The organism is Bradyrhizobium sp. 2TAF24, from assembly GCF_052115025.1.
In the GTDB taxonomy this organism is placed as follows: Bacteria; Pseudomonadota; Alphaproteobacteria; order Rhizobiales; family Xanthobacteraceae; genus Bradyrhizobium_A.
On the sequence record NZ_JBFRFW010000020.1, the window covers coordinates 14403 to 40086 of the forward strand.

The following is a 25684-nucleotide window of genomic DNA, read 5'->3' on the forward strand; positions in this document are numbered from 1 at the left end:
GCGCCGCGAGACACCGGCTCGACTGGAACTGAAGACCGCGCCATCCGCCGGTCCGCGACTGCTCCCCCCAACGCCGTGCACCACTTCCGTGGCCGCAGGCGTTTGTCTGAAGTTTCAAGGACGCCGCCAGAAATGCTCGCCAAGCTCTCGATCCGATCCAAGATCATCACCGTCGTCTCGTTCCTGTTTCTCGCGATGACATTCATGGGGCTGTTCGCCTTCTTCCAGATGCGCGCCATCAACAGTGCGACCCAGGACATCCAGACCAACTGGCTGCCGAGCGTGCGCTGGCTCGGCGAACTGCGGGTGCAGTCGGCGCGCTACCGCGCCATCCTGCGCGACCACATGCTGATCACCGATCCGAAGGCCAAGAGCGGCATCGACAAGCTGCTCGACGACCGCATCCAGGAATTCGAGCGCGCCGCGGCCAAGTATCAGACGCTCATCACCAGCGCCGAGGAACGCGCGCTCTATGACGAGCTGAACAAGCTGTGGCAGGACTACCGCCGGGCAGCGAGCGAGGTCGCAGAGCTTGCGAAGAAGGGCGAGATCGCCCAGGCCGCCATTGCCAACGCCGACAAGGCAACCCCGCCCGGACGGGCGATGGACGCGGTGCTCGCCAAACTCGTGGCTCTCAACGACAAGGGCGCGGAGACCGCAGGACAGGCTGCTGACAGCGACTATACGCTGGCGGCGCGGGTGCTGCTCGGGACGCTGGCGGTGGCGATCCTGCTCAGCCTGTGGGCTGCGATCTACCTCGTCCGCGACATCGCCAGTGGCATCCGGTCGGTGATCATGCCGATGCAGGCCCTCGCCGAGGGCGACCTCGATGCCGTTGTTCCACACCAGGGCGAGCGCACCGAGATCGGCCAGATCGCCGACAGGCTGCAGGTGTTCAAGGATGCGCTAGTGGCAAAGAAAGCTGCCGATGCCGCGGCCGCGACGGATGCTGCCGAGAAGGTCGCGCGGGCGCACAAGATCGACCAGATCACCCGCAACTTCGAAGCGATGATCGGCAACACGGTGCAGGCACTGGCATCGGCCGCCACCGAACTGGAAGCCTCCGCGGGAACGCTGACCCAGACCTCGGACCTGACGCAGCGCCTGTCGGGCTCGGCGGCCTCCGCTTCCCACGAAGTGTCGGAGAATGTGCAGTCGGTGGCGAGCGCGACCGAGGAAATCTCGTCGTCGGTGCGCGAGATCAGCCGCCAGGTGCAGGAGGCGAGCCGCGTCGCCGGCGATGCCGTGCGCCAGGCCGAACAGACCGACACCAGCATCATGGAGCTCTCGAACGCGGCCAGCCGCATTGGCGACGTCATCAAGCTGATCACCGCGGTCGCGGAGCAGACCAACCTGCTCGCGCTCAACGCCACGATCGAAGCAGCCCGTGCCGGCGAAGCCGGGCGCGGCTTCGCCGTCGTCGCCTCCGAGGTCAAGGCGCTGGCATCGCAGACCGCCAAGGCGACCGACGAGATCACCGCGCAGATCGACAGCATGCGTTCCGCGACGCGGGAGTCCGTCGGCAACATCAAGAAGATCGGTGAGACCATCACGCTGATCTCGGAAATCTCGGCGGCGGTCGCATCCGCGGTCGAGGAACAGGGTGCAGCAACGCAAGAAATCGCGCGGAACGTGCAGAACTCGGCACGGCTCAGCATTCAGGTCGCCGGCGACGTCAGCGAAGTGAACAGGGGCACCAACGAAACCGGCTCGGCATCGAGCCAGGTGCTCACGGCGGCGCAGTCGCTGTCGGTGGAGAGCACGCGGCTGCAGAGCGAGGTCGACCGTTTCCTGCAGGCGGTACGCGCCGCATAATTTTTCTCCTGGATAGCCTCGCGACAGCTTCGTTGCCAAAAACAGCCGCGGATTCCCATCAACTGGGAATCCGCGGCTGTTTTCAACCTTCGGTAAGCAGATGCCGTTTACCAAGATTTTAGCTAATTGATTAACACTCCAACCCGCGGATGACCAAGCTCAAGGCTCAGGCTGGAAGCTTCAGGCTCCGACTGGAACTGCTCCCCCACACCCCGCATGCCAGCGACACCGCCGGATGGATGCATCCGGCCGGGTATAGCCAGCTTGTCTCCAAGGACGCTTTCGATGTTCTCCAAGCTCTCCATTCGCACCAAGATCACAGCGGTCATCGCGGTCCTGCTGCTCATCATGAGCGGCATGGGCGCCTTCGCGATCCGGCAGATGAACGCCATCAACGCCAGCACCATCGACATTCAGACCAACTGGTTGCCGAGCGTCCGCGTATTGGGCGAGCTGCGGGCGAACACCATCACCTACCGCATCGTCGTGCGTTCGCACATCATGGCGACCGACGAGGCCGGCAAGGCCGCGCAGGAAAAGCTGCTGGTGACCGTCGCCGAGAACATCGAGAAGAGCCGCAGGGCCTACGAGCCGATGATCACCTCGCCCGAGGAGAAGGCGCTGTATGACGAGTTCGGCAAGCTGTGGGCATCCTACACCGCCGAGGTCGCCAGCCTGATCACCGTCTCGCGCAAGGAAGACTTCACGACCGCGCGTGATCTCAACACCAGCAAGGCCAATCCGATCGGCCTGAAGGCGGACGAGGTGCTGCAGAAGGACGTCGACCTCAACAATCGCGGTGCCGACGCGGCAGCGCTGGATTCGTCGAACTCGTTCTCGCTGGCGTTCAAGACGCTGATCGGCATGCTGCTCGCGGCGATCGTCGCCGGCATCGCCGTCGGTTTCTACCTGATCCGCGACGTGTCGCACGGCATTGCCTCGATCATCTCGCCGATGCGCGCGTTGTCCGCGGGCGACCTCACCGCCAACGTGCCGCACCAGGGCGAGAACACCGAAATCGGCCAGATGGCCGACACCCTGCAGATCTTCAAGGACGCGCTGATCGCCAAGCGCGATGCCGATGCTGCCGCGGCAGTGGAAGCCGAAGCCAAGATCGCGCGCGGTCAGCGCGTCGACACCATTACCCGCACGTTCGAGACCGTGATCGGCGAGCTGGTCGGCTCGCTGTCGTCGTCCTCGACCGAACTCGAGGCCGCCGCCGACACCCTGACCAACACCGCGGAAGCCACCGGCCGCATCTCCAACGAAGCCGCCGTGACTTCGCAGGATGTCTCCAGCAACGTGCAGTCGGTCGCCAGCGCCACCGAGGAGATCACCTCGTCGGTACAGGAGATCAGCCGCCAGGTGCAGGAAGCGAGCCGCGTCGCCGGCGAAGCCGTTCGGCAGGCGCAGAAGACCGACGGCAGCATCACCGAGCTGACCCAGGCCGCCGCGCGCATCGGCGACGTGATCAAGCTGATCAGCGCCGTCGCCGAACAGACCAACCTGCTGGCGCTCAACGCCACCATCGAGGCCGCCCGCGCCGGTGACGCCGGCCGCGGCTTCGCGGTGGTGGCATCCGAGGTCAAGGCGCTGGCCGCGCAGACCTCGAAGGCCACCGAGGAGATCAGCCAGCAGATCAGCGGCATCCAGTCGGCCACCGAAATCTCGGTGGACAGCATCCGCGAGATCAGCTCGACCATCAACCTGATCTCGGAAATCTCCTCCACCATCGCAGCGGCGGTCGAGGAACAGGGCGCCGCGACCCAGGAAATCTCGCGCAACATCCAGCACGCCGCGCAGCGCAGCAACAGCCTTGCCGGCAACATCAACGACGTCAGCCGCGGCGCTGGCGAGACCGGATCCGCCTCGAGCCAGGTGCTGTCGTCGGCGCAGATGCTGGCGACCGACAGCGGCCGCCTCAAGATGGAAGTCGAGAAGTTCCTGACCAACGTTCGCGCGGCCTGATCAGGCCGCCATCACGGATCAAGGCACGAGATCGGCGGCTCCCTGAGCCGCCGATTTTTTTTAAAGAAGGACAGCCGGCCGCGCTCAGTAACAGACATAGACCTCACGCCAACGCCAGCCATAGCGCGTCGGCACCCGCCGCACCTGGTAGCAACTGTCGTCGTAGTAGGGCGTGTCCCAATAGCCGTACGGCCCGGCGAAGCCGATCGCGAACGGCGCGAAGCGCCGGAAGTGATGATGGTGGAAGCCGTGCATGCCGGTCCATCTGGGGCCGGCAAAACCATGCCAGGCCATCGGATGGCCGACCCCGCCGCCCATCATGGCGAAGCTGCCGCCGTGGAAGCCCCCGCCGTGGAAGCCCGCGAACCCGCCACCATGGAAGCCACCGCCATGAAAACCACCACCATGGAAGCCGCCTCCGCCGTGGAAGCCTCCGCCGCCCATGCCGCGCGCCAGCGCGGCCGCGGGAACGACAGCGACACTGATCGCGGCAGTCATCGCGAGAACGATCGTGATCTTTCTGATCATGACATCACCCTCCGTGATCCAACGCCCCGCACGATGTGAACACCGCCGTGCCAGCATTATTTCGCGGGGGTGGAGATCACGGACGGTTGTTCGCGCCACCAGGCACGGCCGAAAACGGAAGACGAGGAGAGAATGTCAGCGCAGCCGCCCGCTGGCGCGATCGGGCCGACCGAGCAGTCAGTGCCCGACCTGGCCGCGATGCCGCAGCAGGTGATCGGCGAGCACGCAGGCGACCATCGCCTCGCCCACCGGCACGGCGCGGATGCCGACGCAGGGGTCGTGCCGGCCCTTGGTGAGGATTTCGGTCTCACCGCCCTTGCGATCGATGGTGCGCCGCGGCGTCAGGATCGAGGACGTCGGCTTGACCGCAAAGCGCGCGACGACGGCCTGCCCGGTCGAGATGCCGCCGAGGATGCCGCCGGCATGGTTCGCGGTGAACACCGGACCGTTGTTGCCCATCCGCATCTCATCGGCGTTCTCCTCGCCGGTGAGTGCGGCGGCATCGAAGCCGGCGCCGATCTCGACGCCCTTGACCGCGTTGATGCTCATCAGCGCCGCGGCAAGGTCGCTGTCGAGCTTGCCGTAGATCGGCGCGCCGAGCCCCGCCGGCACGCCCTCGGCCACCACCTCGATCACGGCGCCGATCGACGAGCCGCTTTTGCGGATGCCGTCGAGATAGTCGGCGTAGAACGCGGCGCTGTCCTTGTCGGGGCAGAAGAACGGGTTCTGATCGACCTGGTCCCAGTCCCAGTTGTCGCGATTGATCTTGTGCGGCCCCATCTGCACCAGCGCGCCGCGCACGGTCATGCCGGCGATGACCTTGCGGGCGATGGCGCCGGCGGCGACGCGGGTCGCGGTCTCGCGTGCCGAGGAGCGGCCGCCGCCGCGATAGTCGCGCAGGCCGTACTTCGCCTCATAGGTGAAGTCGGCATGGCCCGGACGGAACTTGTCCTTGATGTCGGAATAGTCCTTGGAGCGCTGGTCGGTGTTCTCGATCAGCAGCGCGATCGGCGTCCCCGTGGTGACCTGCTCGGAGGTGTCGTCCTTGACCAGCACGCCGGACAGGATTTTCACCGCATCCGCCTCCTGGCGCTGGGTGGTGAAGCGCGACTGCCCGGGACGGCGGCGGTCGAGATCGTGCTGGATCTCCGCGACGGTCAGCGGGATCTGGGGCGGGCAGCCATCGACCACGCAGCCGATCGCCGGCCCGTGGCTTTCGCCGAAGGTGGTGACGCGAAACAGCTGGCCGAAGGTGTTGAACGACATCGTGGGTGGACCGATCCGCTTTGAGGTCAGGCCGGCCACGCGGGCCGGAACCGGTCCTGTCTCGTAGCGCGCAGGGCCACGGGGGTCAAATAGCCCCGCCCCGCGGGTCCAATCCCGTGACGACGGTTCAACCGTGCTTGCTGCAGGCGCCGTCGGCGAACACGTAGACCACACCCTGCTCGATCGCGATCTCGGGGGCGCTTTCCGGCGTCTCGGTGCCGAGCGCGACCATCAGCGCCCGCGCGGTGCCGCCATGGGCGACGACGACCGTGTCGGCGGTCAGCGAGGCATGCCAGTCGCGCATGCGTTCGGTCACCGCCGCATAGCTCTCGCCGCCCGGCGGCGGCACGCCCCACTTGTCGATCTGGCGGCTGGCGAAGATCTCGGGATCGGAGGCCTGCATCTCCGGCAGCGTCGCGCCTTCCCAGCGACCATACGCGATCTCCCGGAGCCGCGGGTCGATCGCATAGGTTTCCGGCGGCAGCTCGAGGGTGGCGCGCAGCAGCTCCATGGTCTGCCGCGCCCGGCCGAGCGGGCTCGCCACATAAGGCAGCTCCGCCGCCGCCCGCGCGTCGCGGCTGAGCAGTCGACCGAGAATGCGGCCTGACTGCACCGCCTGGCCGCGCCCGATGTCGTTCAGCGGAATGTCCTGGCTGCCCTGGAAGCGGCCAGCCGCGTTCCATGCGGTCTGGCCGTGGCGAATGTAATAGATGATGGGTCCGGGCATTGCGACGTCAGGCCTTCACGCTCAATCCTTGCCGAGCGCGATGTCCGGCGCGTCGGGCCGCTTCATGCCGACCACATGGTAGCCGGCATCGACATGATGCACTTCGCCGGTGACGCCGCGCGACATGTCCGAGAGCAGATAGAGCGCGCTGTCGCCGACGTCCTCGATGGTCACCGTGCGCCGCATCGGCGCGTTGTACTCGTTCCACTTCAGAATGTAGCGGAAGTCGCCGATGCCGGCGGCGGCCAGCGTCTTGATCGGGCCGGCGGAGACGGCGTTGACGCGGATGTTCTTCTCGCCGAGGTCGGCGGCGAGATAGCGCACCGACGCCTCCAGCGCCGCCTTGGCGACACCCATGACGTTGTAGTGCGGCATCCATTTCTCGGCGCCATAGTAAGTCAGCGTGATGATCGAGCCGCCATCGGTCATCAGCTTCTCGGCGCGCTGCGCCACCGCGGTCAGCGAGTAGCAGCTGATCAGCATGGTCTTGGAGAAATTGTCGGCGGTGGTCTCGATGTAGCGGCCGTCGAGCTGGTCCTTGTCGGAGAACGCGATCGCGTGCACGACAAAATCGATCTTGCCCCACTGCGCCTTCGCGGCATCGAACACCGCATCGATGGTCGCGGGATCCGTGACGTCGCAGTGGCCGAGCAGCACCGCGCCGAGTTCGGCGGCCAGCGGTTCGACACGCTTCTTCAGCGCATCGCCCTGCCAGGTCAGCGCCAGTTCCGCACCGGCGGCGCGGCACGCCCTGGCAATGCCGAACGCGATGGAGCGGTTGTTGGCCACGCCGAGGATGATGCCCCGCTTGCCCTTCATCAGACCCGACATATTCGTCATAGTGTCACAAATCCTTATCCTTTCGGACCGGGCCTTTCCATGACACAGGCGGCAGGGGGCTTCAACCGCGGATTGCGACTAAGCGGCGGAATAGACGCAACTTTCTGGTGTTCTGTGAGGTAAGGTTCGACCATCGGATCGGTCATGACACAGCCATGAGCGCATTTCGTCAGAGCATCGAGACGCTGATCCCGGCGCTGCGCCGCTATGCCCGCGCGCTGACCCGGGACAGCGAAATCGCCGACGACCTCGTGCAGGATACGCTGGTGCGGGCATTGCGGTCCGAGCGGCTGTTCGTCGGCGGCGACCTGCGCAGCTGGCTGTACACCATCCTGACCAATCTCAACCGCAACCGCCGCCGCTCGCTGGCGCGCAGGCCACCGATGACGACATTGATCGACACCGCCATCGACGCCAGCGGCACCGAAGCCGAAGGACGCGACATCGCGGAAGCGCTGGCGACGCTGGTGGAAGACCAGCGCGCGGTGCTGCTGCTGGTGGTGCTGGAGGGCTTGAGCTATCGCGAGGTCGCCGACATCCAGGGCGTGCCGATCGGCACGGTGATGTCACGCCTCGCGCGCGCCCGCGCCCATGTCAAATCATACCTCGACGGCAAGAAGCCGGCGCTGCGCCGCGTCAAATGACGGCGACACCGACGATGCCGCAACGTTCTGGACAGAGACGACGACGATGACCGACCACGATATTCCCGTCACCGAAGACGAATTGCATGCCTATGTCGACAACGAGCTGCCCGCGGAGCGCAGTCAGGCGGTGCAGGCGTGGCTTTCGGCGCATCCTGAAGACGCCGAACGGATCCGGGCGTGGCGCGCGCTCGGCGATGCGCTGAACCAGCGCTACGGCGCCGTGGCCGACGAGCCGGTGCCGCAGCGGCTCGAGCTCGACCGCCTGGTGGCGCGGCCGCGCCGTCTGATCTGGGGCGCCGTCGCCGCCGTGCTGCTCGCCTTCGTGATCGGCAGCGGCGCAGGCTGGATGGCACGCAATGCATGGGCCAACGAGATCAAGCCGATCGACGCGCTGCGCGACGAAGCGGTCACCGCCCACCGGCTCTACACCGGCGAGGTCCGCCATCCGATCGAGGTCAGCGGCAGCGAGGATCACCTGCTGCCCTGGCTGTCGCGCCGCGTCGGCACCACGTTGCGCGCGCCCGACCTGACGAAGTTCGACCTGAGGCTGCTGGGCGGCCGGCTGCTGCCCGGCATCACCGCGCCGGCAGCGCTGTTCATGTACGAGGCGCCGTCGGGCGAGCGCGTGACGCTGTACTGCACGCCGCTCAAGGCCCCGACCACCGCACTGCTCTACAAGGAGAGCGGCAGCACCGCCTCGGTGCAGTGGACACAGGACGATTTCGGCTGGGTCATCAGCGGTCCGGCCAACAAGGACAAGATGAAGACCGTGGCAGCGGCGGCCTACGCGGAACTCGAAACGCGCTGACGCGCAACATCGCTGTCGCCTGCGCGCAGCGGGCGACGGAACAGCGATGTGTCATTCCGGATGGTGGCCACGCGGCCGGCGCGACAGGTTAGCCGAACGGCCGGCCCGCATCATGCGCTGACGCTGGGCGGCTTAGTTCGAGCGGCCGCTCTCACGCTGGGATGCCAGCCACTGTGACAACGGAACCGACTTCGATTTCGCGGACTCAGCCTTGCCCTTCACGCTGCGCGAAGACGACGCCGCCCGCTTGCGGGCAGGCGCAGCAGGCGCGCGCGCAGCCTCCTCTGCTTCCTTGGCGAGGCGAAGCGCGCGCAGACGCTCCATGTTCTGGCGCACGGCGACGGCGCGCAGCTCATATTCGGCAAGCGCCTTTGCCGCCTCGGCGGAGGCCGCCTGCTGCTTGTCGGCGCGAGATGCTTGATCGGGGGTCGAAGGCTTGTCAGTCATGCCCTCGATATAACGCTTCGCGCGCGAATTGCCAGCATTTCGCGCGTGCCACTTCAACGCAGCACGCACGAAGATGTCGTCAAACCATCAGCTGGTTGCAAGAAATTGCCGATGGTGTGCACAACTCACGCAATGTCGCTGCGCGGATGATAGGGATGCTGGCTGCGCCATTTCTGCATCAGCGCTTCCAGTTCCGCGTCCGCACCGTCCGGCAGCGCGATTCGCATCATCACAAACAGGTCACCATTGCTGCCCTGCCCCTTCGGCATGCCCTTGCCCTTGAGGCGGAAGGTGCGGCCGCTCGATGTGTTCTTCGGCACCGACAGCTCCACCGCGCCATCGAGTGTCGGCACGCGCACCTTGCCGCCGAGCACCGCCTCATAGAGCGTGATCGGCAGATCGAGGCGCAGATCGTCGCCATCGACCTTGAACAGCGGGTGCGGCGCGATCGTCAGCGTGATCAGCACGTCGCCGGGCGGATGGCCGGGCGCGCTCTCGCCCTGCCCTTTCAGGCGGATCTGCTGGCCCGAGGTGACCCCTTTCGGGATCCGGACATTGAGTTCCTTGCCAGTCGGCAGCCGCACGCGCTTCTCGCCGCCATTGACACTCTCCTCGAGCGATATGCTCATGGTGACGCTGAGGTCGAGATCGGGACCACCGAACGGCCCGTCGAACTCGAATGTGCGCGCGCCGCCACGGCCGCCGCCGCCACGCGTCCCGGCCGCAGCGCCGCCGAACATGCTGCTGAGAATGTCCTCGAACGAGCCGCCGCCGGCCCCGCCTTCGCCGGGGCGGAAACTGTACTCGAAGCCACCCGCACGTCCCGCGCCGGCCCGCCCGCCACCGGGAAAGCCCTGGAAGCGCGGCTTGCCCTCGGCGTCGATCTCGCCGCGGTCGAACTGCTTGCGCTTGTCCTCGTCGCCCAGGATTTCGTTGGCGGTGTTCACCTCGGCGAACCGGGCGGCCGCCTTGGGATCGTTCTTGTTGGCGTCGGGGTGATGCTTCTTGGCGAGTTTGCGAAACGCGCTCTTGATATCGGCAGCGCTGGCGCTTCGCTGCACCCCCAAGACCTCATAGGGGTCGCGCATTCGTCTCGTCTCCTTCGGGAAGTGACTTCAAGGCCTGGATTCGGGCCTCGTGTGGTGGATCCGACATTCGCTTCAGTATAGCCGCGAGTCTCCTCGCGAATGCCCGAGGTGAATATCAGAACCGGGACAGCAACGGCCCGGCTGGCCTTCATGTGGGACGTCCGTGGCATTTTTGCAACGGCTGCGGCGGCCGCTCAACTGCGTTTCCACCGCTGCATCGAGCGAATCTCCCACCGCCCTGCGCCCGCCCGGCAGGCTTCGCCCTGCAGCCAGGCTTCCGACTTGCCGTTGACATAGCTCGCCAGGAAGTCCCGGCAGGTGCGGCCGTCGCTGGTATAGGAGCTGGCCAGCGGGGTCACCGAGCCGCGAGCGCCGGTTCCGGGGTTCTCCCAGGGCTGGCTCGAATTCTTGTCGCCGCGGGTCAGCACGTCCGAGGCGGCGTTGCGGGCGAACGCCAGGTCACTCTCGGTCGGCCCCTCCTCCACGACGACGGCGGGCGCGATCGATCCGGTCACGTCGGAGATATCGACCCCATCGGCCTTGACCTCCGGCGTCTGGCTCATCCGGAACGAGCAGCCGCCGGCGCCCGCGCCGATCAGCACCGCGACGATCAACGCAACCCCGCGCTGCGTCGCCGATAGGCGATCGCCCTTGCATCCCCTATATAGGGACCGACATGCGTTTCCAAACGCTGGCAAAGGCAACCCCAGGTACTCCATACGATGACTGACGCGCCCTCCATCGAACACCAGGATCGGTTAACGCGGAGTGATTTTACGGCCGCGCAGGAACCATTTGCGCTGTTTTCGGAATGGCTTAAGGAGGCCACCGCGTCCGAGCCCAACGATCCCAACGCCATGGCGCTGGCAACCGTCGACGCGGACGGCCTGCCGGACGTGCGCATGGTGCTGCTCAAGGGCTTCGATGCCGACGGCTTCGTGTTCTACACCCACCTCGCCAGCCAGAAGGGCGTGGAGCTCGCCGCCACACCGAAGGCCGCGCTGGTGTTTCACTGGAAGTCGCTGCGCCGCCAGGTCCGTGTCCGCGGCACCGTCAGCACGGTGACCGATGCCGAAGCCGATGCCTACTTCGCGACCCGGCCCCGCCAGGCGCAGATCGGCGCCTGGGCGAGCAAGCAGTCGCAGCCGCTGGAGAGCCGTTTCGCCTTCGAGCAGGCCATCGCCCGCGAGGGCGCAAAGCACCTGATCGGATCCGTGCCGCGACCGCCGGGCTGGAGCGGCTTCCGGATCGCACCGCTGACAATCGAATTCTGGCACGATCGCCCGTTCCGCCTCCATGACCGGATCGAGTTCCGCCGCGCCACGCTGGACGCGGACTGGAGCAAGATCCGGCTCTATCCCTGACAGAACGCGGGGCCCGCGAACCGACGCCGCCGCCCCCCGCAGCTTCACCTCGCCCGCTGACCGCGCTTAGACGAGATCCCGATGCCCAGCTCCGCCTCCAACGCCCCCCGCCGCACCCTGCTCCTGACCGGCGCGAGCCGCGGCATCGGCCATGCCACCGTGATCCGCTTCTCCAGCGCCGGCTGGCGGGTGATCACCTGCTCGCGCCATCCGTTCCCCGAGCAGTGCCCGTGGGACGCCGGCCCCGAGGATCACATCCAGGTCGACCTGTCGAACCCCGAGAACACGCTCGAGGCGATCCAGGAGATCCGCTCCCGGCTCGAGACCGGTGAGCTGCATGCGCTGGTCAACAATGCCGCGATCTCGCCGAAAGCGCCGGGCGGCGCGCGGCTCGGCACCTTCGACACCGACATGGAGACCTGGGAGAAGGTGTTCCGCGTCAACTTCATGGCACCGATCATGCTGGCGCGCGGCCTGATCACCGAACTGAAGGCCGCAAAGGGCTCGGTGGTGAACGTCACCTCGATCGCCGGCTCGCGGGTGCATCCGTTCGCGGGCGCGGCCTATGCCACCTCGAAGGCGGCGCTCGCGGCGCTGACCCGCGAGATGGCCTCCGACTTCGGCCGCGTCGGCATCCGCGTCAACGCCATCGCGCCGGGCGAGATCGACACCTCGATCCTCTCCCCGGGCACCGAGAAGATCGTCGAGAGCCAGATCCCGATGCATCGCCTCGGCACCCCCGACGAGGTGGCGAAGATCATCTACGTGCTGTGCACCGAGACCAGCTCCTACGTGAACGGCGCCGAGATCCACATCAACGGCGGCCAGCACGTCTGACGGCGGCGGTCAGCGTCTCGCTTCTCCGTCATTCCGGACGCCGCGCAGCGGCGATCCGGCAGGAAGTGCAAGGCATCCAAGCATCCGCTCCTCACACGCCCCTCATCCTGAGCAGGCGAAGCCTGCGTCTCGAACCATGAGGCCCGTGACGCAACGCCGGCCTCATGGTTCGAGACGGCGCTGATGCGCCTCCTCACCATGAGGAAGGAGCGCTTCCAACAGATACTTGTGATGCTGGAGCGCGTCGACTGCCGACGCCCCCTCAGCGCCAGCCCATCAGGCGATCGAGCACGTCTTCCGGCGATGCGCACAGGCTCGCGGCGCCTGCCTCCGTCAGCTCGACGACACTGCCATAGCCATAGGTGACGCCGATGGCGCGGATGGCGTTCTTGGCGGCGCCAACGATGTCATGGCTGCGATCACCGATCATCACCGCACGGGCCGGATCGACGCCGGTCTCCTGGATCGCATAGGCCAGCAGGTGGCCCTTGTCGACGCGCGTGCCGTCGAGCTCCGAGCCGAACACCCGCGCAAAATAGCTGCGCAGGCCGAAGTGATCGATGATGCGCTCGGCGAACACCCGCGGCTTGCTGGTGGCGACGAACAGCGAGAACCCGACCGCCTGCAGCGCCGACAGCGTCGGCTCGATGCCGGGATAGACCGCGTTCTCATAGAGGCCGGTGTCGGCGAAACGCTCGCGATAGAGCTCGACACCACGGTCCGCGAATTCCTCGCCGCCGAGCAGCTTGACGAAGCTCGCGCGCAACGGCGGCCCGATGCACCAGGTCAGGTCGTCCTCGGACGGCACGGCGCGGTCGAGCCTGCGCAGCGCGTACTGGATCGAACGGGTGATGCCGGGCTTGGGATCGGTCAGCGTGCCGTCGAGATCGAAGAAAACCGTGTCCATCGGCGCCTAAAGCCACTTCTTCCACTTGAAGAACAGGTAGGGCAGCACCGCGGCGAGCACCATGGCGGCGAGCGCCACGGGATAGCCGATCGACCATTCGAGCTCGGGCATCGCCTTGAAGTTCATGCCGTAGATCGAGGCGATCAGGGTCGGGGGCATCAGCACCACCGCCATCACCGAGAACAGCTTGATGATGTTGTTCTGCTCGAGGTTGACGACACCCAGCATGGCGTCGAGCACGAACTGGATCTTGTTGGAGAGATACGAGGCGTGGTCGGTCAGCGAGTGCACGTCGCGCTGCATGGTCTTGAACATCGCCTTCTGTTCCTTGCTCCAGCGGCCATTGTCGGTCTCGACCGCCAGGAACGACAGCACGCGGCCGATCGACACCAGGCTCTCGCGCACCTTGGAGACGAGGTCGCCCTTCTTGCCGATGAACAGCAGGATCTGGGAATAGGTCCGGGCGTGGCCGCGATCCGCCGAGGGCTCGAAGATCTGGTTGCTGACGCTGTCGACGTCGGCGCCGGCGCGCTCGAGGATGTCGGCGTTGCGATCGATCACCGCGTCGAGCAGATCAATCAGCACGGTGTCGCCGGTGATGTGGGCCGAACAGCCGCGGGCGAGCTTGGCCGCCACGAGCGGAAACGGCTTGGGCTCGTCATAGCGCACGGTGACGAGACGATGGTCGGTGAGGATGAACGATACCGGCGTGGTGCGCGGGGAGCCGGAATCGGCTGCGCACATCAGCGTCGCGGTCATGTAGCGCGCCCCATTCTCGATGTAGAGACGGCTGGAGATCTCGATCTCCTGCATGTCCTCGCGGGTCGGGATCTCGATCCCGACCAGCTTCTCGACCGCCTTGTCCTCGCCGGGCGACGGCGTCTTCAGGTCGATCCACACCGCCTCCGGCGGCAGCGTGTCGAGGCTGACGTCGTCGAATTTCTGGAGCGTGCCCGCGGCCGGGACGAAAGCTGTCAGCATCGCAAATCCTTCTCCCCGCGCCCCGCCCGTCGGCGCGGCCCCGCGCGATGCAGACGCGGCACCATGGCACCGCCGTTTCGCGCGGCTCCCTCCCCGTCAAAGCGCAAATCACCGCGATTCGTGCAACAGCAACGCGGCCCCTGCCGCGCCTCGCCGCCCCCCGGGGGGCGCCGGTTCAACAGCATTGTTTTGCGACGCACAGGTGACAGTGGCTTGCCGGTGCCGGCAACTTGCCCAATCGCACGGCAGAGCCTGAAAAACCCGCGGCAAAAATGCCACAGGTGCTTCGCCGCATGGCCCAAGAGCGAGGGAATGAGTGGAATTGCCGCAGCCACATGCGATAATCACTGTCATCCGGAATCGGCGGCTGGGGGCTGCCCATCCCGCGAGATTGCGTGGGAATTCAACGGGAACTGAGATGCCGTCGCTCGGATCCAAACTGGGAATTGTCGCCGCCAGCGTGATGCTGGCCGGCTGCATGCAGGCCACCACCTTCGAGAAGACCTCCGAGGCGAACTTCAAGCCGCGGGACAAGGACTATCTCGCCAAGGTCAGCTACCAGAAGGTTCAGGTGCCCGAGCCGTTCCGGCGCGCCATTGTGGACTATCACCGCAAGGAAGCGCCCGGCTCGATCCTGGTGGATTCCGACAACCATTACCTCTACTACGTCCTCGATAGCGGCAAGGCGATCCGCTACGGCATCACCGTCGGCGAAGAGGCCATGGCGTGGTCCGGTGTCGCCAAGGTCGGCAGCATGACCGAATGGCCGGCATGGCATCCGACCAAGGGCGAAATCGAACGGCTCGGCGTGCCGACCTTCGTGGCGCCCGGTCCGGACAATCCGATGGGCTCACGGGCGCTGTACCTCTATTCGGGCGGCAAGGACACGCTGTTCCGGATCCACGGCACCAACCAGCCGGAATATATCGGCGCCTCGATCTCGTCGGGCTGCATCCGCATGACCAACGAGGACGTCATCGACCTCTACAACCGCGTCAAGCTTGGCACGGTCGTGGTCGTGCTGCAGCCGAAGCAGGGCGACTCGCCCTACAATCCGAAGTTGGCGCTGCAAGGCGGCGCGAGCTACTGAGCCGGAGGGCTCGGAGGCAACGCGGGCGGCCCCGCCCGTGGATATCAGCGGCTTGCGCAATCCAGGCGACAGGGCTGCAGGCGACGGTGTCACGGCACGGCTGTGACGCCCGCAGGATGGTTTGGTGCGATGCCGACTGCGCGCAGCGGTCGCACCTGGAAGAGACGGCACGCGCAGGTACGAACATCTATAATGACTTGTGAAAAGTCGATTTGCTGGGAATGAACTGATGGCGTCTTTCGGAGTGAAGCTGGGTCTGGTGTGCGCGAGCCTGATGCTCGCGGGCTGCATGCAGGCCACCGTGTATGAGAAGGCCCCCGAGGCCAGCCTGACCTCGCGTGACAAGGACCAGCTGGCGAAAGCGCGCTACGCCAAGGTCGCGGTCCCCGAGCCTTACCGCCGCGCCATTGTCGACTACCATCGCAAGGAAGCGCCGGGCTCGATCCTGGTCGATTCCGACAACCACTACCTCTACTACGTGCTCGAAGGCGGCAAGGCGCTCCGCTACGGCGTGACCGTCGGCGAGGAAGCCCTGGCGTTCTCCGGCGTCGCCCGCGTCGGCAACATGCAGGAATGGCCGAAGTGGACGCCGACCGCTGATATCCACAAGCGCATCGAAGGCCTGCCGCAGCAGGTCGCCGGCGGCATCGACAACCCGCTCGGCGCGCGCGCTCTCTATCTCTACCAGGGCAACAAGGACACCCTGTTCCGCATCCATGGCACCAACCAGCCGGAGTACATCGGCGCCTCGATCTCGTCGGGCTGCATCCGCATGACCAACGAGGACGTCATCGACCTCTACAGCCGGGTGAAGATGAACAGCGTCGTCGTGGTGCTCGAGCCCAAGCATGGCGACTCGCCGACCAACCCCAAGCTCGCACTGCAGGGCCCGGCCAGCTCGCCGTACTGAGCCGCGCAAGCGAGGTTGAATAAAAGAGCGCCGGGGCCGCCCCGGCGCTTTTTTTTGCCCTTAAGGCGACCGCGGCATGCGCTTACGTGCGGGCCGTTCTGCAGACTTCTTCGCGGGAGCAGGCACCGGCGGCGCCGCGGCCGGCTCGCCCGCCTCGGGCTCCTCCACCTCAGCCCCGGCCGGGGCTTCGGGCTGCCGTGCCTCAGGGGCGCCCTGCCCGGCCTCGCGCGCCGCTGCGCCAGCCGCTCCGCGGGTTTCGGCGACCTCTCGCGGCGGCGCCTCCGGCGGCCGCTCCGCGGGCATGAGCGGGGCCACGGCAGGCAGCGGATCATAGACGTCCCACTGGCACGTCCGATAACCGCCGCGCCGCTCGGCGAGGTCGAGATGGATGTGGTCCTCGTGGTACCAGTCCGAGCCCGGCCCAAGCACGGTGGCGAAGCGCGCACACACCGAGCGCAACACCTCCTCGCGCACCGCACGCGGCTCACCGCGGTCGGTCAGCGAAATGAAACGACCGCTCGCCAGCCGCAGGCCGCGCACGTCGAGCGCATTGGCGCGGCCATGCTCGGACAGCTTGGCGCCGGCGACGCGGTTGCGACCACGACACTCGAACGAGTCGAAGTTGTCGATCTCGCTCGCCATGGTGCCGAGCCGCTCCGCGAGCGGCGCAATGTCGCCGCGCACCCAGTCGGCGATCGCCCGCGCCATCGGACAGCGCAGGATCGCCGCCGGCTTGACCGCGACGCGCCGGCCGCCGCCGAGCACCACGGCCTCGAGCCGCACCAGGTCCTCGCCGCCGCAGGCGCCAGGACCGCGGATCGGCGCGATGCTCGGCGCGATCGCGACCTCCTCCGTCAGCGCGATGCGGCAGGGCGACTGCGGCGGCACGGCCGGAGCGGTGGCCGCCCCTGTCCTGGCGCTCGGCTTGTCGCCCGGCCGGACGTCGGACGGGGCCGCCGCCTCGCCGTCCCCCGCCTTCGCCTCGTCCACTGGCGTCTCGGCTGCGGCAGACTTGTCCGCCGCGGCATCGATCGCCGGCCGGGCGGGCGCGGCCGCCGGACGCGGCCGGGGCAGCGGCACGTCGCTGCGCGCCGCCACGGGCAGCACGCCGAACAGCACCCAAACCAGCACCGCAAAAGGGCGTATTGTCCTTTCGCCGCAGGACTTTCGGCCAGATGGCCATTTGCGACCGACCCGGTCCGCGCTAGACTTCATCGCAATCCCCTAGAGCATTTTCCGGCGAAGCGGAATAAGCATCGGGGACAGTAAAAACCGATCTGTGAGGAGGAGACACCGGATGCTTGGCTTGATGCAGGACTGGCCGTTGCTGTGCCATCGGATCATCGATCACGCCGCCAGGGTCCATGGCAGCCAGGAGGTCGTGACCCGCTCGGTGGAAGGGCCGATCCATCGCACCACCTACGCCGAGATTCGAACCCGCGCGCTCAATGTCGCGCAACGCCTCGACCGCGACGGCATCAAGTTCGGTGACCGCGTTGCCACCATCGCCTGGAACACCTGGCGACATCTCGAGTGCTGGTACGGCATCATGGGCATCGGCGCCGTCTGCCACACCGTGAACCCGCGGCTGTTTCCGGACCAGATCGCCTGGATCGTCAACCACGCTCAGGACCGCATCGTCATCACCGACCTGACCTTCGTCCCGATCCTGGAGAAGATCGCGACCAGCCTGCCGAGCGTCGAGCGCTATGTCGTGCTCACCGACAAGGCACACATGCCGCAGACCACGCTGAAGAACGCGATCGCCTATGAGGACTGGATCGCCGAGGTCGACGGCAACTTCGCCTGGAAGGAGTTCGATGAGAACACCGCGGCGGCGATGTGCTACACTTCCGGTACCACCGGCGATCCCAAGGGCGTGCTGTATTCGCATCGTTCCAACGTGCTCCACGCACTGATGGCCAACACCAAGGACTCGCTCGGCGCCAGCGCCAACGACACAATGCTGCCGGTGGTGCCTCTGTTCCATGCCAACAGCTGGGGCATCGCGTTCTCCGCGCCGTCGATGGGAACCAAGCTGGTGATGCCCGGCGCCAAGCTCGACGGCGCCTCGGTCTATGAGCTGATGGACACCGAGAAGGTGACGATCACCGCCGGCGTGCCGACGGTGTGGCTGATGCTGCTCAACCACATGGCCGCCAACAAGCTGTCGCTGCCGCATCTCAAGCTGGTGGTGTGCGGCGGCTCGGCGATGCCGCGCTCGATGATCAAGACGTTCGCCGACATGGGCATCGACTCGCGCCATGCCTGGGGCATGACCGAGATGAGCCCGATCGGCACGCTCGCCGCGCTGAAGCCGCCGTTCGACAAGCTGGAAGGCGACAAGAAGCTCGACGTGCTGCAGACGCAGGGCTACCCGCCGTTCGGCGTCGAGATGAAGATCACCGACGACGAAGGCAAGGAGCTGCCGTGGGACGGCAAGACCTTCGGCCGCCTCAAGGTCAGCGGTCCGGCGGTGGCGAAGGCCTACTATCGCGTCGACGGCAACATCCTCGATGGCGAGGGTTATTTCGACACCGGCGACGTCGCCACCATCGACGAGGCCGGCTACATGAGGATCACCGACCGCTCCAAGGACGTGATCAAGTCCGGCGGCGAGTGGATTTCGTCGATCGATCTGGAAAATCTCGCGGTCGGCCATCCCAAGGTGGCGGAAGCCGCGGTGATCGGCGTCGCGCACCCCAAATGGGACGAGCGGCCGCTGCTGATCATCCAGCTCAAGGACGGCCAGACCGCGACGCGCGAGGAGATCCTCAGCTACATGGACGGCAAGATCGCCAAGTGGTGGATGCCGGACGACGTCACCTTCGTCACCGCGATCCCCCATACCGCGACCGGCAAGATCCTGAAGACGGCGCTGCGCGACCAGTTCAAGGACTATACGCTGCCGACCGCGGCGGCGTGAGACGCCCGGCCTCGTTCATGGGATGACCTGCGTCGTGCCCGGCCATGTGCCGGGCACGATGCGTTTGGGGAGCTCCCTGACCGTCGCTCCGAACCCCGCGGAGCAGCGATCGTGCCCTTTTCTCCAATCGCCGCTTGAATTTACCGCCGAGGCATGGTCTCAACCGGCTGTTCGTTACCGGCCGTTCTCCTCGTCCTGAGGAGCCCGTGAACACGGGCGTCTCGCAGGATCAGGCCAGCACGGGCCGGACCTCCTGGCGTGAGGCGCGGCCGGATGGCCGTTCCTCACCCATGGGGCGTGACCACGCGGCGGACCCAACAGGACGGTGAGATGGCCCGCAGGTTCTCCGCGCCTTATCAACTGGAGCCGGTGTCGGCGCTCGCCACCTGGGCGCGCACGCTTGCGGTGTTCTCGCTGGTCGCAACCGCCGGATCGATCCTCGTCATCCGCTTCGGCTTCCTCGAGTTCAAGCCGGCGCTGATGACGTTCTTCGGCGCGCTGGGGCTCGCCGCGCTGTCGATCCTGGTAGCGTTCGCCGCCTTCGCCGCGATCTGGCAAAACGGCTCGCGCGGCATGGGGCGCATTTTCATCGCCCTGCTGATCGACGTCGCGATCCTTGCCTATCCCGCCTATCTCGGCCTGCAGTACCGCAAGCTGCCGGCGATCCACGACATCACCACCGATCCGATCGATCCGCCGCGCTTCGATGCGCTGGCGCGGCTGCGCACCGGCGACGGCACCAACCCCGCGGCTTATGCCGGCCTCTACTCCGCCGAGCAGCAGCAGCAGGCGTATCCGGACATCGAGCCGGTGACGCTGGAGGTGCCGCCGCAGCGCGCCTTCGAGGAGACGCTGAAACTCGTCACCCGGCGCAAATGGCTGATCATCGACGAGCGCGCACCACAGCCGCCGCGCATGATCGGCCGCATCGAGGCCGTGGCGCGCACGCCGATCATGGGCTTTCGCGAAGACATCTCGATCCGGGTGCAGCCCGATGCCGACGGCTCGCGCGTCGATATCCGCTCCGCCTCGCGCTATTTCGAGCACGACCTCGGCACCAACGCCGCGCGCGTCAGCAAGCTGATCGACGACCTCAACGACGCCGTCGACAACGCCAAGCCGGTGAAGAAGGCACCTGCGCCGAAGCCCGTGGCGCCGAAGGCGCCGGCGAAGCGGTAGGCGCGTGTCCTAAACCAGGCGGTAGCTGCCCGCGATGGTGGGATCGCCCTCGGTCGCGACCACGCCGCGGTGGACGAGGTCCTCGAGGTGGGCCAGCACCGAATAACCCGCAGCCCCCGTGAGGCGCGGGTCGATGCCGATATAGATGGCGCGCACCAGGGTCGGAATATCCGCCTCGCCCTTGCCGAGGCGGTGCAGGATGGAGGCCTCCCGCGCCTTGCGGTGACGGATCAGGAAGCGCACGAAGCGTTGCGCTTCCGGGATCTCCGGACCGTGGCCGGAGAAGTACAGCGTCTCGTCACGCCCGGCGAGCTTCTCGAGCGACGCCATGTAGTCGACCATCGAGCCGTCCGGCGGCGCGACGATCGAGGTCGACCAGCCCATCACATGGTCGCCGACAAAGGTGAGCTTGCGCTCCGGCCAGGCGAAGGCGACGTGGTTGGCGGTATGGCCGGGCGTGAACACCGCCTCGAGTGCAAAGCCATCGCCGGTGATGATGTCGCCGTCGCGCACAACCTGATCCGGCACGAAGTCGCGGTCGGCGCCGGACTCGGTGGTCGCCTTCTCGCTCTCATAGCGCGGGCGCGATGCGCGGTGCGGCCCTTCGGCATAGACCGTCGCACCGGTCGCCGCCTTGATGCGCGGCGTGTTCGGCGAATGGTCCTTGTGGGTGTGGGTGACAAGGATGTGGGTCACGGTCTCGCCGCGCACCGCATCGAGCAGCGCGCTGGCGTGTGCCTCGTTATCCGGGCCAGGATCGATAATCGCGACCTTGCCGCGGCCGACGATGTAGCTGACCGTGCCGGTGAAGGTGAACGGCGAAGGATTATTGCAGACGATGCGCCGTACGCCGGGCACCACCTCTTCCACCACGCCATGCTTCAGCGGGAAGTCGCGGTTGAAGGGAATGTCGTCGTTGTCGTCAGCCATGGGGGCCTCTCGCAGCTCCGGCACGATCAAGGTCTTTTCCTCCGCCGCGAGGAAAAGACGTGGATGGCCGGGACAAGCCCGGCCATGACGCAGAATATGATGGCGCGCTTCGCCGACACAACCGCGCTGTCCGCAGGTTCGGCTCGCATTTGAGCAGGATGAGTATACGGGCGCACATCGCGCCCGCTCCTCATGGTGAGGAGGCGCGCGAGCGCCGTCTCGAACCATGAGGCCGTAACGCCCGAGCCTCATCCTTCGAGACGCCCGCTGACGCGGGCTCCTCAGGATGAGGGCCAGCGAGCGTCGCTTACGAGAACGCCTGGATGCCGGTGATGGCGCGGCCGAGGATCAGGGCGTGAACGTCGTGGGTGCCCTCGTAGGTGTTCACGGTTTCGAGGTTCTGGGCGTGACGCATCACCTGGAATTCGCTGGAGATGCCGTTGCCGCCATGCATGTCGCGCGCGACGCGGGCGATGTCGAGGGCCTTGCCGCAGTTGTTGCGCTTGACGATGGAGATCATCTCCGGCGCCATCTTGCCGGCATCCATCAGGCGGCCGACCTGAAGCGAGCCCTGCAGGCCCAGCGAGATGTCGGTCATCATGTCGGCGAGCTTCTTCTGCACCAGCTGGGTGGCGGCGAGCGGCCGGCCGAACTGCTTGCGGTCGAGCACATACTGGCGGGCGCGATGGAAGCAGTCCTCGGCGGCGCCCATCGCGCCCCACGAAATGCCGTAGCGGGCGCGGTTGAGGCAGCCGAACGGGCCCTTGAGGCCGGAAACGTTGGGCAGCAGGTTTTCTTCCGGCACCACGACACCGTCCATCACGATCTCGCCGGTGATCGACGCGCGCAAGGAGAGCTTGCCCTTGATCTTCGGCGCGGACAGACCCTTCATGCCTTTTTCCAGCACGAATCCGCGGATCTGGTTGTCGTGCGCCGCCGACTTGGCCCACACCACGAACACGTCGGCGATCGGGGCGTTGGAGATCCACATCTTGCTGCCGGTCAGGCGGTAGCCGTCGGCGACCTTCTCGGCACGGGTCTTCATGCCGCCGGGATCGGAGCCGGCATCCGGCTCGGTCAGGCCGAAGCAGCCGACCCATTCGCCCGAAGCAAGCTTGGGCAGGTACTTCTTGCGCTGGTTCTCGTCGCCATAGGCGTAGATCGGATACATCACCAGCGACGACTGCACGCTGTTCATCGAGCGATAGCCGGAGTCGACACGCTCGACCTCACGCGCCACGAGGCCGTAGGCGACGTAGCCGGCATTGGCGCAACCGTACTCTTCCGGGAAGGTCACGCCGATCAGGCCGAGCTCGCCCATCTCGCGGAAAATCTCGCGATCGGTCTTCTCTTCGAGATACGCCTCGGTCACCCGCGGCAGCAGCTTTTCCTGGGCATACTGGCGCGCGGTGTCGCGGATCATGCGCTCGTCTTCGGTGAGCTGATCCTCGAGCAGGAATGGATCGTCCCACTGGAACGCGGCCGCGGCCGGCTTGTCCTTGGTTTGCGCACGCACGCTCATGGGTGATCCTCTTTCCTTTTGAATTGTTTGACATTTTGTCGCGACCCAACGGCCCGGCGACGTTGGGCGGCAGGTTACGGCGTTACCGGCACATTGCAAGGCCCCGTGGCGCAGAGGCCCATGCGGAAGATATTTTAAGCTTAAAACGATTGCCGTGGCAATGGCGCCGGGCGACCGCGGCCCTCAGCGGTCGGCAGCCTCGACCGCAAGGCCCGCGGCCTTCCAGTCCGGAAAGCCGGCCGCGAGCCGGCGCACACGAAAGCCCTGATCACGCAGCAGCGCCGCAGCCGTCGCCGACAGCACGCAGTACGGCCCGCGGCAGTAGGCGACGATCTCGTGTCCGCGCGGCAGTTCGGCGAGCCGCCGCGCGAGCTCCTCCAGTGGAATGTTGAGCGCGCCCGGCAGATGGCCGAGCGCATATTCCTCGGTGGGCCGCACATCGAGCAGCGTGACGCTGTTGTCGCCAAGGCACGCCAGCAGTTCCTCGCGCGACATCGCGTCCGCGCCTTCGGCGGCCGGATCGGCCGCCAGCGCGCGCATCTCGGCACGGCCATGCGCCGCATAGGCGCGCAGGCTCGCCAGCAGCGGCTCGATCGGACCATTCCCTAAACGATAGAGCACGCGCTTGCCGTCGCGGCGGGCGACGACAAAGCCGGCGCGGCGCAGGTGCTGCAGATGCTGGGAGGTGTTGGCGATGCTGAGGCTGGCGAGCTCCGCCAGCCGCTCCACCGACCGTTCGCCCTGCGCGATGTGCTCCAGCAACACCAGGCGATGGGCATGGCCGAGGGTGCGGGCAATCTCGGCGAGATCCGCGAACAGCTGGCTAGGCGCGTCGTCAGGGGTCATTGACATCGATCTAGCATCGATACATCATTCAAGCAAATAATTGAATGAGTATCATCGCAACCTCAACGGTTGCGAAGGCCTGCCCGCACCACCCCGGAGACCAACCTGATGAACGACCTGACGAAAATCCTTGCCGGGGCCATCGCAATCGGGGCCGGTGCCACCGCGGTGATGGACCTGTGGGCACTGCTGCAGCGCCAGCTGCTCGGCATCCCCGCGCTCGACTACCGTCTGGTCGGCCGCTGGCTCGGCCACCTGACAAAAGGCCGCCTCGCCCATGAGGCGATCGGCCGGGCGTCGCCGGTCGCAGGCGAAGCCGCGCTCGGGTGGGCCGCGCATTACGCCATCGGCATCGCCTTCGCCGGCGTCCTGCTCGCGGTCGCCGGCGTCGGCTGGATGACAAGGCCGACGCTCGCGCCCGCCCTCATCGTCGGCGTCGGCAGCATCCTTGCGCCGTTCCTGATCATGCAGCCGGCGTTCGGCTTCGGCATCGCCGCGTCGAAAACGCCAAGTCCCTGGGGGGCGCGGCTGCGCAGCCTCATCACCCACACCGTGTTCGCGCTCGGGCTGTATCTGTCGGGGCTGGCGATGGCGGCGGTGCTGCGCGGGTGAGGCAGCGGTCGCAGCGACATCAGAAAAGCTGTAACCCGGGGTGAGCGCAGCGATACCCGGGACGATATCACCCGGATGTCGCTTCGCTCATCCGGGCTACGATCATCATCTTCGTAATCGTGCTACCGTCCGTTACGACTTCCTCCTCATGGTGAGAAGCGCGGCACCGCCGCGCGTCTCGAACCATGAGGCCACCGAAGCGGCCTCATCCTTCGAGACGCAGGCTACGCCAGCTCTTCAGGATGAGGAGATAGACTGCGTCAGACACCCGGGAGCCTTCGCCCCTCAGCCCTCGAGCCGCTCGCTGCACACGATCTCGATGCCGAAGCCCGACAGGCCCTTGTAGTCGTGGGTGGACGTCGACAGGTTGCGGATCGAGGTGACGCCGAGGTCACGCAGGATCTGCGCGCCGACGCCGACTTCACGCCACTGCCGGTTGCGGTCGGCCTCGGCCGACGACAGCTCGGCGAGCGGCTCGACCGGCACGCCGGCGGCGCCGTCGCGCAGGTAGACCAGCACGCCCGAGCCGCACTTCTTGAACTGCTCGAGCGAGGACAGCACGTCGCGCGGCCCGGCGAACAGGTCCTTGACGATGTTCGGCTTGTGGAAGCGCGTCAGCACGTTCTTGCCGTCACCGATGCCGCCATAGACGAAGGCTGCGTGGTAGATCGGATCGAACGGCGAGCGATAGGCATAGCCCTGCAACGGCCCGATCGGGCTGTCGACGGTGAAGGTCGAGACGCGCTCGATCAGTTTCTCCCGCGCCTGGCGGTAGGCGATCATGTCCGCAATGGTGACATGCTTGAGCTTGTGCTTGTCGGCGAAGGCCGCGACCTGCGCGCCCTTCATCACCGTGCCGTCGTCGTTCATCAGTTCGCTGATGACGCCGACCAGCGGCAGGCCGGAGAGCCGGCAGAGATCGATCGCCGCCTCCGTGTGGCCGGAACGCAGGAGAACGCCTCCGTCACGGGCGATCAGGGGAAAGATATGCCCCGGGCGGGCAAAATCGCCGGCGCCGGCATTGGGATTGGCAAGCGCGCGGCAGCACGCGGTGCGCTCCTCAGCGGAGATGCCGGTGGTCATGCCCGGCTTGTAGTCGATCGACACCGTGAACGCGGTCGAATGATTGGAATCATTGTGCGCCACCATCGGATCGAGCCGCAGGCGGCGGGCGTCCTCGGCCGTGATCGGCGCGCACACGATGCCGGAGGTGTGGCGGACGATGAAGGCCATCTTCTCCGCGGTGCACAGCGACGCGGCAACGATGAGGTCGCCCTCGCCCTCGCGGTCTTCGTCATCGGTCACCACCACGATTTCGCCGGCGGCGAAAGCCTTCAGGACGTCAGGAATAGGGTGCGGCATCGGCGCTCACTCTGGGAACGGGTCCAGACACCCGTATGACGCATCATATAACGGTGCGCAACCACCGTGCCATGGCATGGCAGC

The 25684-nt window shown here is 66.6% G+C and carries 25 protein-coding genes; 11 read left to right on the forward strand and 14 right to left on the reverse strand.

Annotation, left to right across the window (positions count from 1 at the left end; translation table 11 throughout):
• The first annotated feature begins 132 nt into the window (after window positions 1–132).
• Both AB4Z37_RS26500 and AB4Z37_RS26505 read left to right on the forward strand, forming a co-directional pair.
• Complete coding sequence (locus tag AB4Z37_RS26500; protein WP_441519696.1) at window positions 133–1815, forward strand: methyl-accepting chemotaxis protein; 1683 nt, start codon at window positions 133–135, stop codon at window positions 1813–1815.
• Window positions 1816–2100: 285 nt separating this feature from the next.
• On the forward strand, window positions 2101–3783 hold the full coding sequence (locus AB4Z37_RS26505; protein WP_441519697.1) for a methyl-accepting chemotaxis protein: 1683 nt from the start codon (window positions 2101–2103) through the stop codon (window positions 3781–3783).
• Window positions 3784–3867: 84 nt separating this feature from the next.
• Here AB4Z37_RS26505 and AB4Z37_RS26510 read toward each other — a convergent pair whose 3' ends face one another.
• The 4 genes from AB4Z37_RS26510 to fabI all read right to left on the reverse strand — a co-directional run bounded on the left by AB4Z37_RS26510 (window position 3868) and on the right by fabI (window position 7144).
• Window positions 3868–4311, reverse strand: a complete 444-nt coding sequence (locus tag AB4Z37_RS26510; RefSeq protein WP_441519698.1) for a hypothetical protein — start codon at window positions 4309–4311, stop codon at window positions 3868–3870.
• Window positions 4312–4488: 177 nt separating this feature from the next.
• Window positions 4489–5577, reverse strand: a complete 1089-nt coding sequence (gene aroC, locus AB4Z37_RS26515) for a chorismate synthase (RefSeq protein ID WP_441519699.1) — start codon at window positions 5575–5577, stop codon at window positions 4489–4491.
• A 127-nt stretch (window positions 5578–5704) separates the two neighbouring features.
• Window positions 5705–6304, reverse strand: coding sequence for a histidine phosphatase family protein (locus tag AB4Z37_RS26520; protein WP_441519700.1), 600 nt, complete (start codon window positions 6302–6304; stop codon window positions 5705–5707).
• A 21-nt stretch (window positions 6305–6325) separates the two neighbouring features.
• Window positions 6326–7144, reverse strand: coding sequence for an enoyl-ACP reductase FabI (gene fabI, locus AB4Z37_RS26525; RefSeq protein WP_441519701.1), 819 nt, complete (start codon window positions 7142–7144; stop codon window positions 6326–6328).
• 155 nt (window positions 7145–7299) lie between these two features.
• Here fabI and AB4Z37_RS26530 point away from each other — a divergent pair, with 155 nt between their 5' ends.
• Window positions 7300–7788, forward strand: coding sequence for a sigma-70 family RNA polymerase sigma factor (locus tag AB4Z37_RS26530; RefSeq protein WP_441519702.1), 489 nt, complete (start codon window positions 7300–7302; stop codon window positions 7786–7788).
• Window positions 7789–7834: 46 nt separating this feature from the next.
• A complete protein-coding gene (locus AB4Z37_RS26535) occupies window positions 7835–8599 on the forward strand; it encodes an anti-sigma factor family protein (RefSeq protein WP_441519703.1) in 765 nt (254 codons plus the stop codon).
• Between the two features lie 132 nt (window positions 8600–8731).
• On the opposite strand, the gene AB4Z37_RS26540 is transcribed toward AB4Z37_RS26535, so the two are convergent.
• From AB4Z37_RS26540 to AB4Z37_RS26550, 3 genes are all read right to left on the reverse strand, one after another.
• Entirely contained in the window at window positions 8732–9115 is a 384-nt protein-coding gene (locus AB4Z37_RS26540) for a hypothetical protein (protein WP_441519704.1), read from the reverse strand.
• Between the two features lie 56 nt (window positions 9116–9171).
• Window positions 9172–10134: a DnaJ C-terminal domain-containing protein gene (locus AB4Z37_RS26545; RefSeq protein WP_441519705.1), complete on the reverse strand. Its 963-nt coding sequence runs from the start codon at window positions 10132–10134 to the stop codon at window positions 9172–9174.
• 194 nt (window positions 10135–10328) lie between these two features.
• Entirely contained in the window at window positions 10329–10748 is a 420-nt protein-coding gene (locus AB4Z37_RS26550) for an RT0821/Lpp0805 family surface protein (RefSeq protein ID WP_441519706.1), read from the reverse strand.
• A 108-nt stretch (window positions 10749–10856) separates the two neighbouring features.
• On the opposite strand from AB4Z37_RS26550, the gene pdxH reads away from it, so the two are divergent.
• Both pdxH and AB4Z37_RS26560 read left to right on the forward strand, forming a co-directional pair.
• A complete protein-coding gene (pdxH, locus tag AB4Z37_RS26555; RefSeq protein WP_441519707.1) occupies window positions 10857–11498 on the forward strand; it encodes a pyridoxamine 5'-phosphate oxidase in 642 nt (213 codons plus the stop codon).
• An 81-nt stretch (window positions 11499–11579) separates the two neighbouring features.
• Window positions 11580–12335: an SDR family NAD(P)-dependent oxidoreductase gene (locus AB4Z37_RS26560; protein ID WP_441519708.1), complete on the forward strand. Its 756-nt coding sequence runs from the start codon at window positions 11580–11582 to the stop codon at window positions 12333–12335.
• 262 nt (window positions 12336–12597) lie between these two features.
• On the opposite strand, the gene AB4Z37_RS26565 is transcribed toward AB4Z37_RS26560, so the two are convergent.
• On the reverse strand, window positions 12598–13242 hold the full coding sequence (locus AB4Z37_RS26565) for an HAD family hydrolase (protein ID WP_441519709.1): 645 nt from the start codon (window positions 13240–13242) through the stop codon (window positions 12598–12600).
• A gap of 6 nt (window positions 13243–13248) precedes the next feature.
• Window positions 13249–14223 (reverse strand): magnesium transporter CorA family protein, encoded by a 975-nt coding sequence (locus AB4Z37_RS26570; RefSeq protein ID WP_441519710.1) that lies wholly within the window; start codon window positions 14221–14223, stop codon window positions 13249–13251.
• Window positions 14224–14641: 418 nt separating this feature from the next.
• On the opposite strand from AB4Z37_RS26570, the gene AB4Z37_RS26575 reads away from it, so the two are divergent.
• Together AB4Z37_RS26575 and AB4Z37_RS26580 are read left to right on the forward strand one after the other, a co-directional pair.
• Window positions 14642–15313 (forward strand): L,D-transpeptidase, encoded by a 672-nt coding sequence (locus tag AB4Z37_RS26575; RefSeq protein ID WP_441519711.1) that lies wholly within the window; start codon window positions 14642–14644, stop codon window positions 15311–15313.
• Window positions 15314–15542: 229 nt separating this feature from the next.
• The gene (locus tag AB4Z37_RS26580; protein ID WP_441519712.1) at window positions 15543–16223 is read left to right on the forward strand and encodes a L,D-transpeptidase; all 681 of its coding nucleotides are present in this window, start codon (window positions 15543–15545) and stop codon (window positions 16221–16223) included.
• Window positions 16224–16283: 60 nt separating this feature from the next.
• On the opposite strand, the gene AB4Z37_RS26585 is transcribed toward AB4Z37_RS26580, so the two are convergent.
• A complete protein-coding gene (locus AB4Z37_RS26585; RefSeq protein WP_441519713.1) occupies window positions 16284–17354 on the reverse strand; it encodes an extensin family protein in 1071 nt (356 codons plus the stop codon).
• 166 nt (window positions 17355–17520) lie between these two features.
• On the opposite strand from AB4Z37_RS26585, the gene AB4Z37_RS26590 reads away from it, so the two are divergent.
• Both AB4Z37_RS26590 and AB4Z37_RS26595 read left to right on the forward strand, forming a co-directional pair.
• Complete coding sequence (locus AB4Z37_RS26590; RefSeq protein WP_441519714.1) at window positions 17521–19149, forward strand: fatty-acid--CoA ligase; 1629 nt, start codon at window positions 17521–17523, stop codon at window positions 19147–19149.
• A gap of 330 nt (window positions 19150–19479) precedes the next feature.
• A complete protein-coding gene (locus AB4Z37_RS26595; RefSeq protein WP_441519715.1) occupies window positions 19480–20328 on the forward strand; it encodes a DUF1499 domain-containing protein in 849 nt (282 codons plus the stop codon).
• Window positions 20329–20337: 9 nt separating this feature from the next.
• On the opposite strand, the gene AB4Z37_RS26600 is transcribed toward AB4Z37_RS26595, so the two are convergent.
• The 3 genes from AB4Z37_RS26600 to AB4Z37_RS26610 all read right to left on the reverse strand — a co-directional run bounded on the left by AB4Z37_RS26600 (window position 20338) and on the right by AB4Z37_RS26610 (window position 23626).
• Window positions 20338–21258, reverse strand: coding sequence for an MBL fold metallo-hydrolase (locus AB4Z37_RS26600; RefSeq protein WP_441519716.1), 921 nt, complete (start codon window positions 21256–21258; stop codon window positions 20338–20340).
• A 307-nt stretch (window positions 21259–21565) separates the two neighbouring features.
• Window positions 21566–22780, reverse strand: a complete 1215-nt coding sequence (locus AB4Z37_RS26605) for an acyl-CoA dehydrogenase (protein ID WP_441519717.1) — start codon at window positions 22778–22780, stop codon at window positions 21566–21568.
• A gap of 183 nt (window positions 22781–22963) precedes the next feature.
• On the reverse strand, window positions 22964–23626 hold the full coding sequence (locus tag AB4Z37_RS26610) for an ArsR/SmtB family transcription factor (RefSeq protein WP_441519718.1): 663 nt from the start codon (window positions 23624–23626) through the stop codon (window positions 22964–22966).
• A gap of 108 nt (window positions 23627–23734) precedes the next feature.
• Between AB4Z37_RS26610 and AB4Z37_RS26615 the strand changes: the two genes are divergently transcribed.
• Window positions 23735–24238 carry a DUF2938 domain-containing protein gene (locus tag AB4Z37_RS26615; RefSeq protein WP_441519719.1) on the forward strand — a complete coding sequence of 168 codons (504 nt, stop codon included), beginning with the start codon at window positions 23735–23737 and terminating at the stop codon, window positions 24236–24238.
• A gap of 285 nt (window positions 24239–24523) precedes the next feature.
• Here AB4Z37_RS26615 and ribB read toward each other — a convergent pair whose 3' ends face one another.
• Window positions 24524–25600, reverse strand: a complete 1077-nt coding sequence (gene ribB / locus AB4Z37_RS26620; protein ID WP_441519720.1) for a 3,4-dihydroxy-2-butanone-4-phosphate synthase — start codon at window positions 25598–25600, stop codon at window positions 24524–24526.
• Window positions 25601–25684: the final 84 nt, after the last annotated feature.

What these genes read in the sequence shown, in the direction of transcription:
- ribB (WP_441519720.1), bottom strand. Translation starts at nt 25,600, where the DNA reads ATGCCGCACCCTATTCCTGACGTCCTGAAGGCTTTCGCCGCCGGCGAA.
- AB4Z37_RS26510 (WP_441519698.1), bottom strand. Translation starts at nt 4,311, where the DNA reads ATGATCAGAAAGATCACGATCGTTCTCGCGATGACTGCCGCGATCAGT.
- AB4Z37_RS26590 (WP_441519714.1), top strand. Translation starts at nt 17,521, where the DNA reads ATGCTTGGCTTGATGCAGGACTGGCCGTTGCTGTGCCATCGGATCATC.
- AB4Z37_RS26595 (WP_441519715.1), top strand. Translation starts at nt 19,480, where the DNA reads ATGGCCCGCAGGTTCTCCGCGCCTTATCAACTGGAGCCGGTGTCGGCG.
- AB4Z37_RS26520 (WP_441519700.1), bottom strand. Translation starts at nt 6,304, where the DNA reads ATGCCCGGACCCATCATCTATTACATTCGCCACGGCCAGACCGCATGG.
- AB4Z37_RS26560 (WP_441519708.1), top strand. Translation starts at nt 11,580, where the DNA reads ATGCCCAGCTCCGCCTCCAACGCCCCCCGCCGCACCCTGCTCCTGACC.
- AB4Z37_RS26615 (WP_441519719.1), top strand. Translation starts at nt 23,735, where the DNA reads ATGAACGACCTGACGAAAATCCTTGCCGGGGCCATCGCAATCGGGGCC.
- AB4Z37_RS26535 (WP_441519703.1), top strand. Translation starts at nt 7,835, where the DNA reads ATGACCGACCACGATATTCCCGTCACCGAAGACGAATTGCATGCCTAT.
- AB4Z37_RS26600 (WP_441519716.1), bottom strand. Translation starts at nt 21,258, where the DNA reads ATGGCTGACGACAACGACGACATTCCCTTCAACCGCGACTTCCCGCTG.
- aroC (WP_441519699.1), bottom strand. Translation starts at nt 5,577, where the DNA reads ATGTCGTTCAACACCTTCGGCCAGCTGTTTCGCGTCACCACCTTCGGC.
- AB4Z37_RS26580 (WP_441519712.1), top strand. Translation starts at nt 15,543, where the DNA reads ATGGCGTCTTTCGGAGTGAAGCTGGGTCTGGTGTGCGCGAGCCTGATG.
- fabI (WP_441519701.1), bottom strand. Translation starts at nt 7,144, where the DNA reads ATGACGAATATGTCGGGTCTGATGAAGGGCAAGCGGGGCATCATCCTC.
- AB4Z37_RS26500 (WP_441519696.1), top strand. Translation starts at nt 133, where the DNA reads ATGCTCGCCAAGCTCTCGATCCGATCCAAGATCATCACCGTCGTCTCG.
- AB4Z37_RS26570 (WP_441519710.1), bottom strand. Translation starts at nt 14,223, where the DNA reads ATGCTGACAGCTTTCGTCCCGGCCGCGGGCACGCTCCAGAAATTCGAC.
- AB4Z37_RS26530 (WP_441519702.1), top strand. Translation starts at nt 7,300, where the DNA reads ATGAGCGCATTTCGTCAGAGCATCGAGACGCTGATCCCGGCGCTGCGC.
- AB4Z37_RS26545 (WP_441519705.1), bottom strand. Translation starts at nt 10,134, where the DNA reads ATGCGCGACCCCTATGAGGTCTTGGGGGTGCAGCGAAGCGCCAGCGCT.
- AB4Z37_RS26505 (WP_441519697.1), top strand. Translation starts at nt 2,101, where the DNA reads ATGTTCTCCAAGCTCTCCATTCGCACCAAGATCACAGCGGTCATCGCG.
- AB4Z37_RS26610 (WP_441519718.1), bottom strand. Translation starts at nt 23,626, where the DNA reads ATGACCCCTGACGACGCGCCTAGCCAGCTGTTCGCGGATCTCGCCGAG.
- AB4Z37_RS26565 (WP_441519709.1), bottom strand. Translation starts at nt 13,242, where the DNA reads ATGGACACGGTTTTCTTCGATCTCGACGGCACGCTGACCGATCCCAAG.
- AB4Z37_RS26575 (WP_441519711.1), top strand. Translation starts at nt 14,642, where the DNA reads ATGCCGTCGCTCGGATCCAAACTGGGAATTGTCGCCGCCAGCGTGATG.
- pdxH (WP_441519707.1), top strand. Translation starts at nt 10,857, where the DNA reads ATGACTGACGCGCCCTCCATCGAACACCAGGATCGGTTAACGCGGAGT.
- AB4Z37_RS26605 (WP_441519717.1), bottom strand. Translation starts at nt 22,780, where the DNA reads ATGAGCGTGCGTGCGCAAACCAAGGACAAGCCGGCCGCGGCCGCGTTC.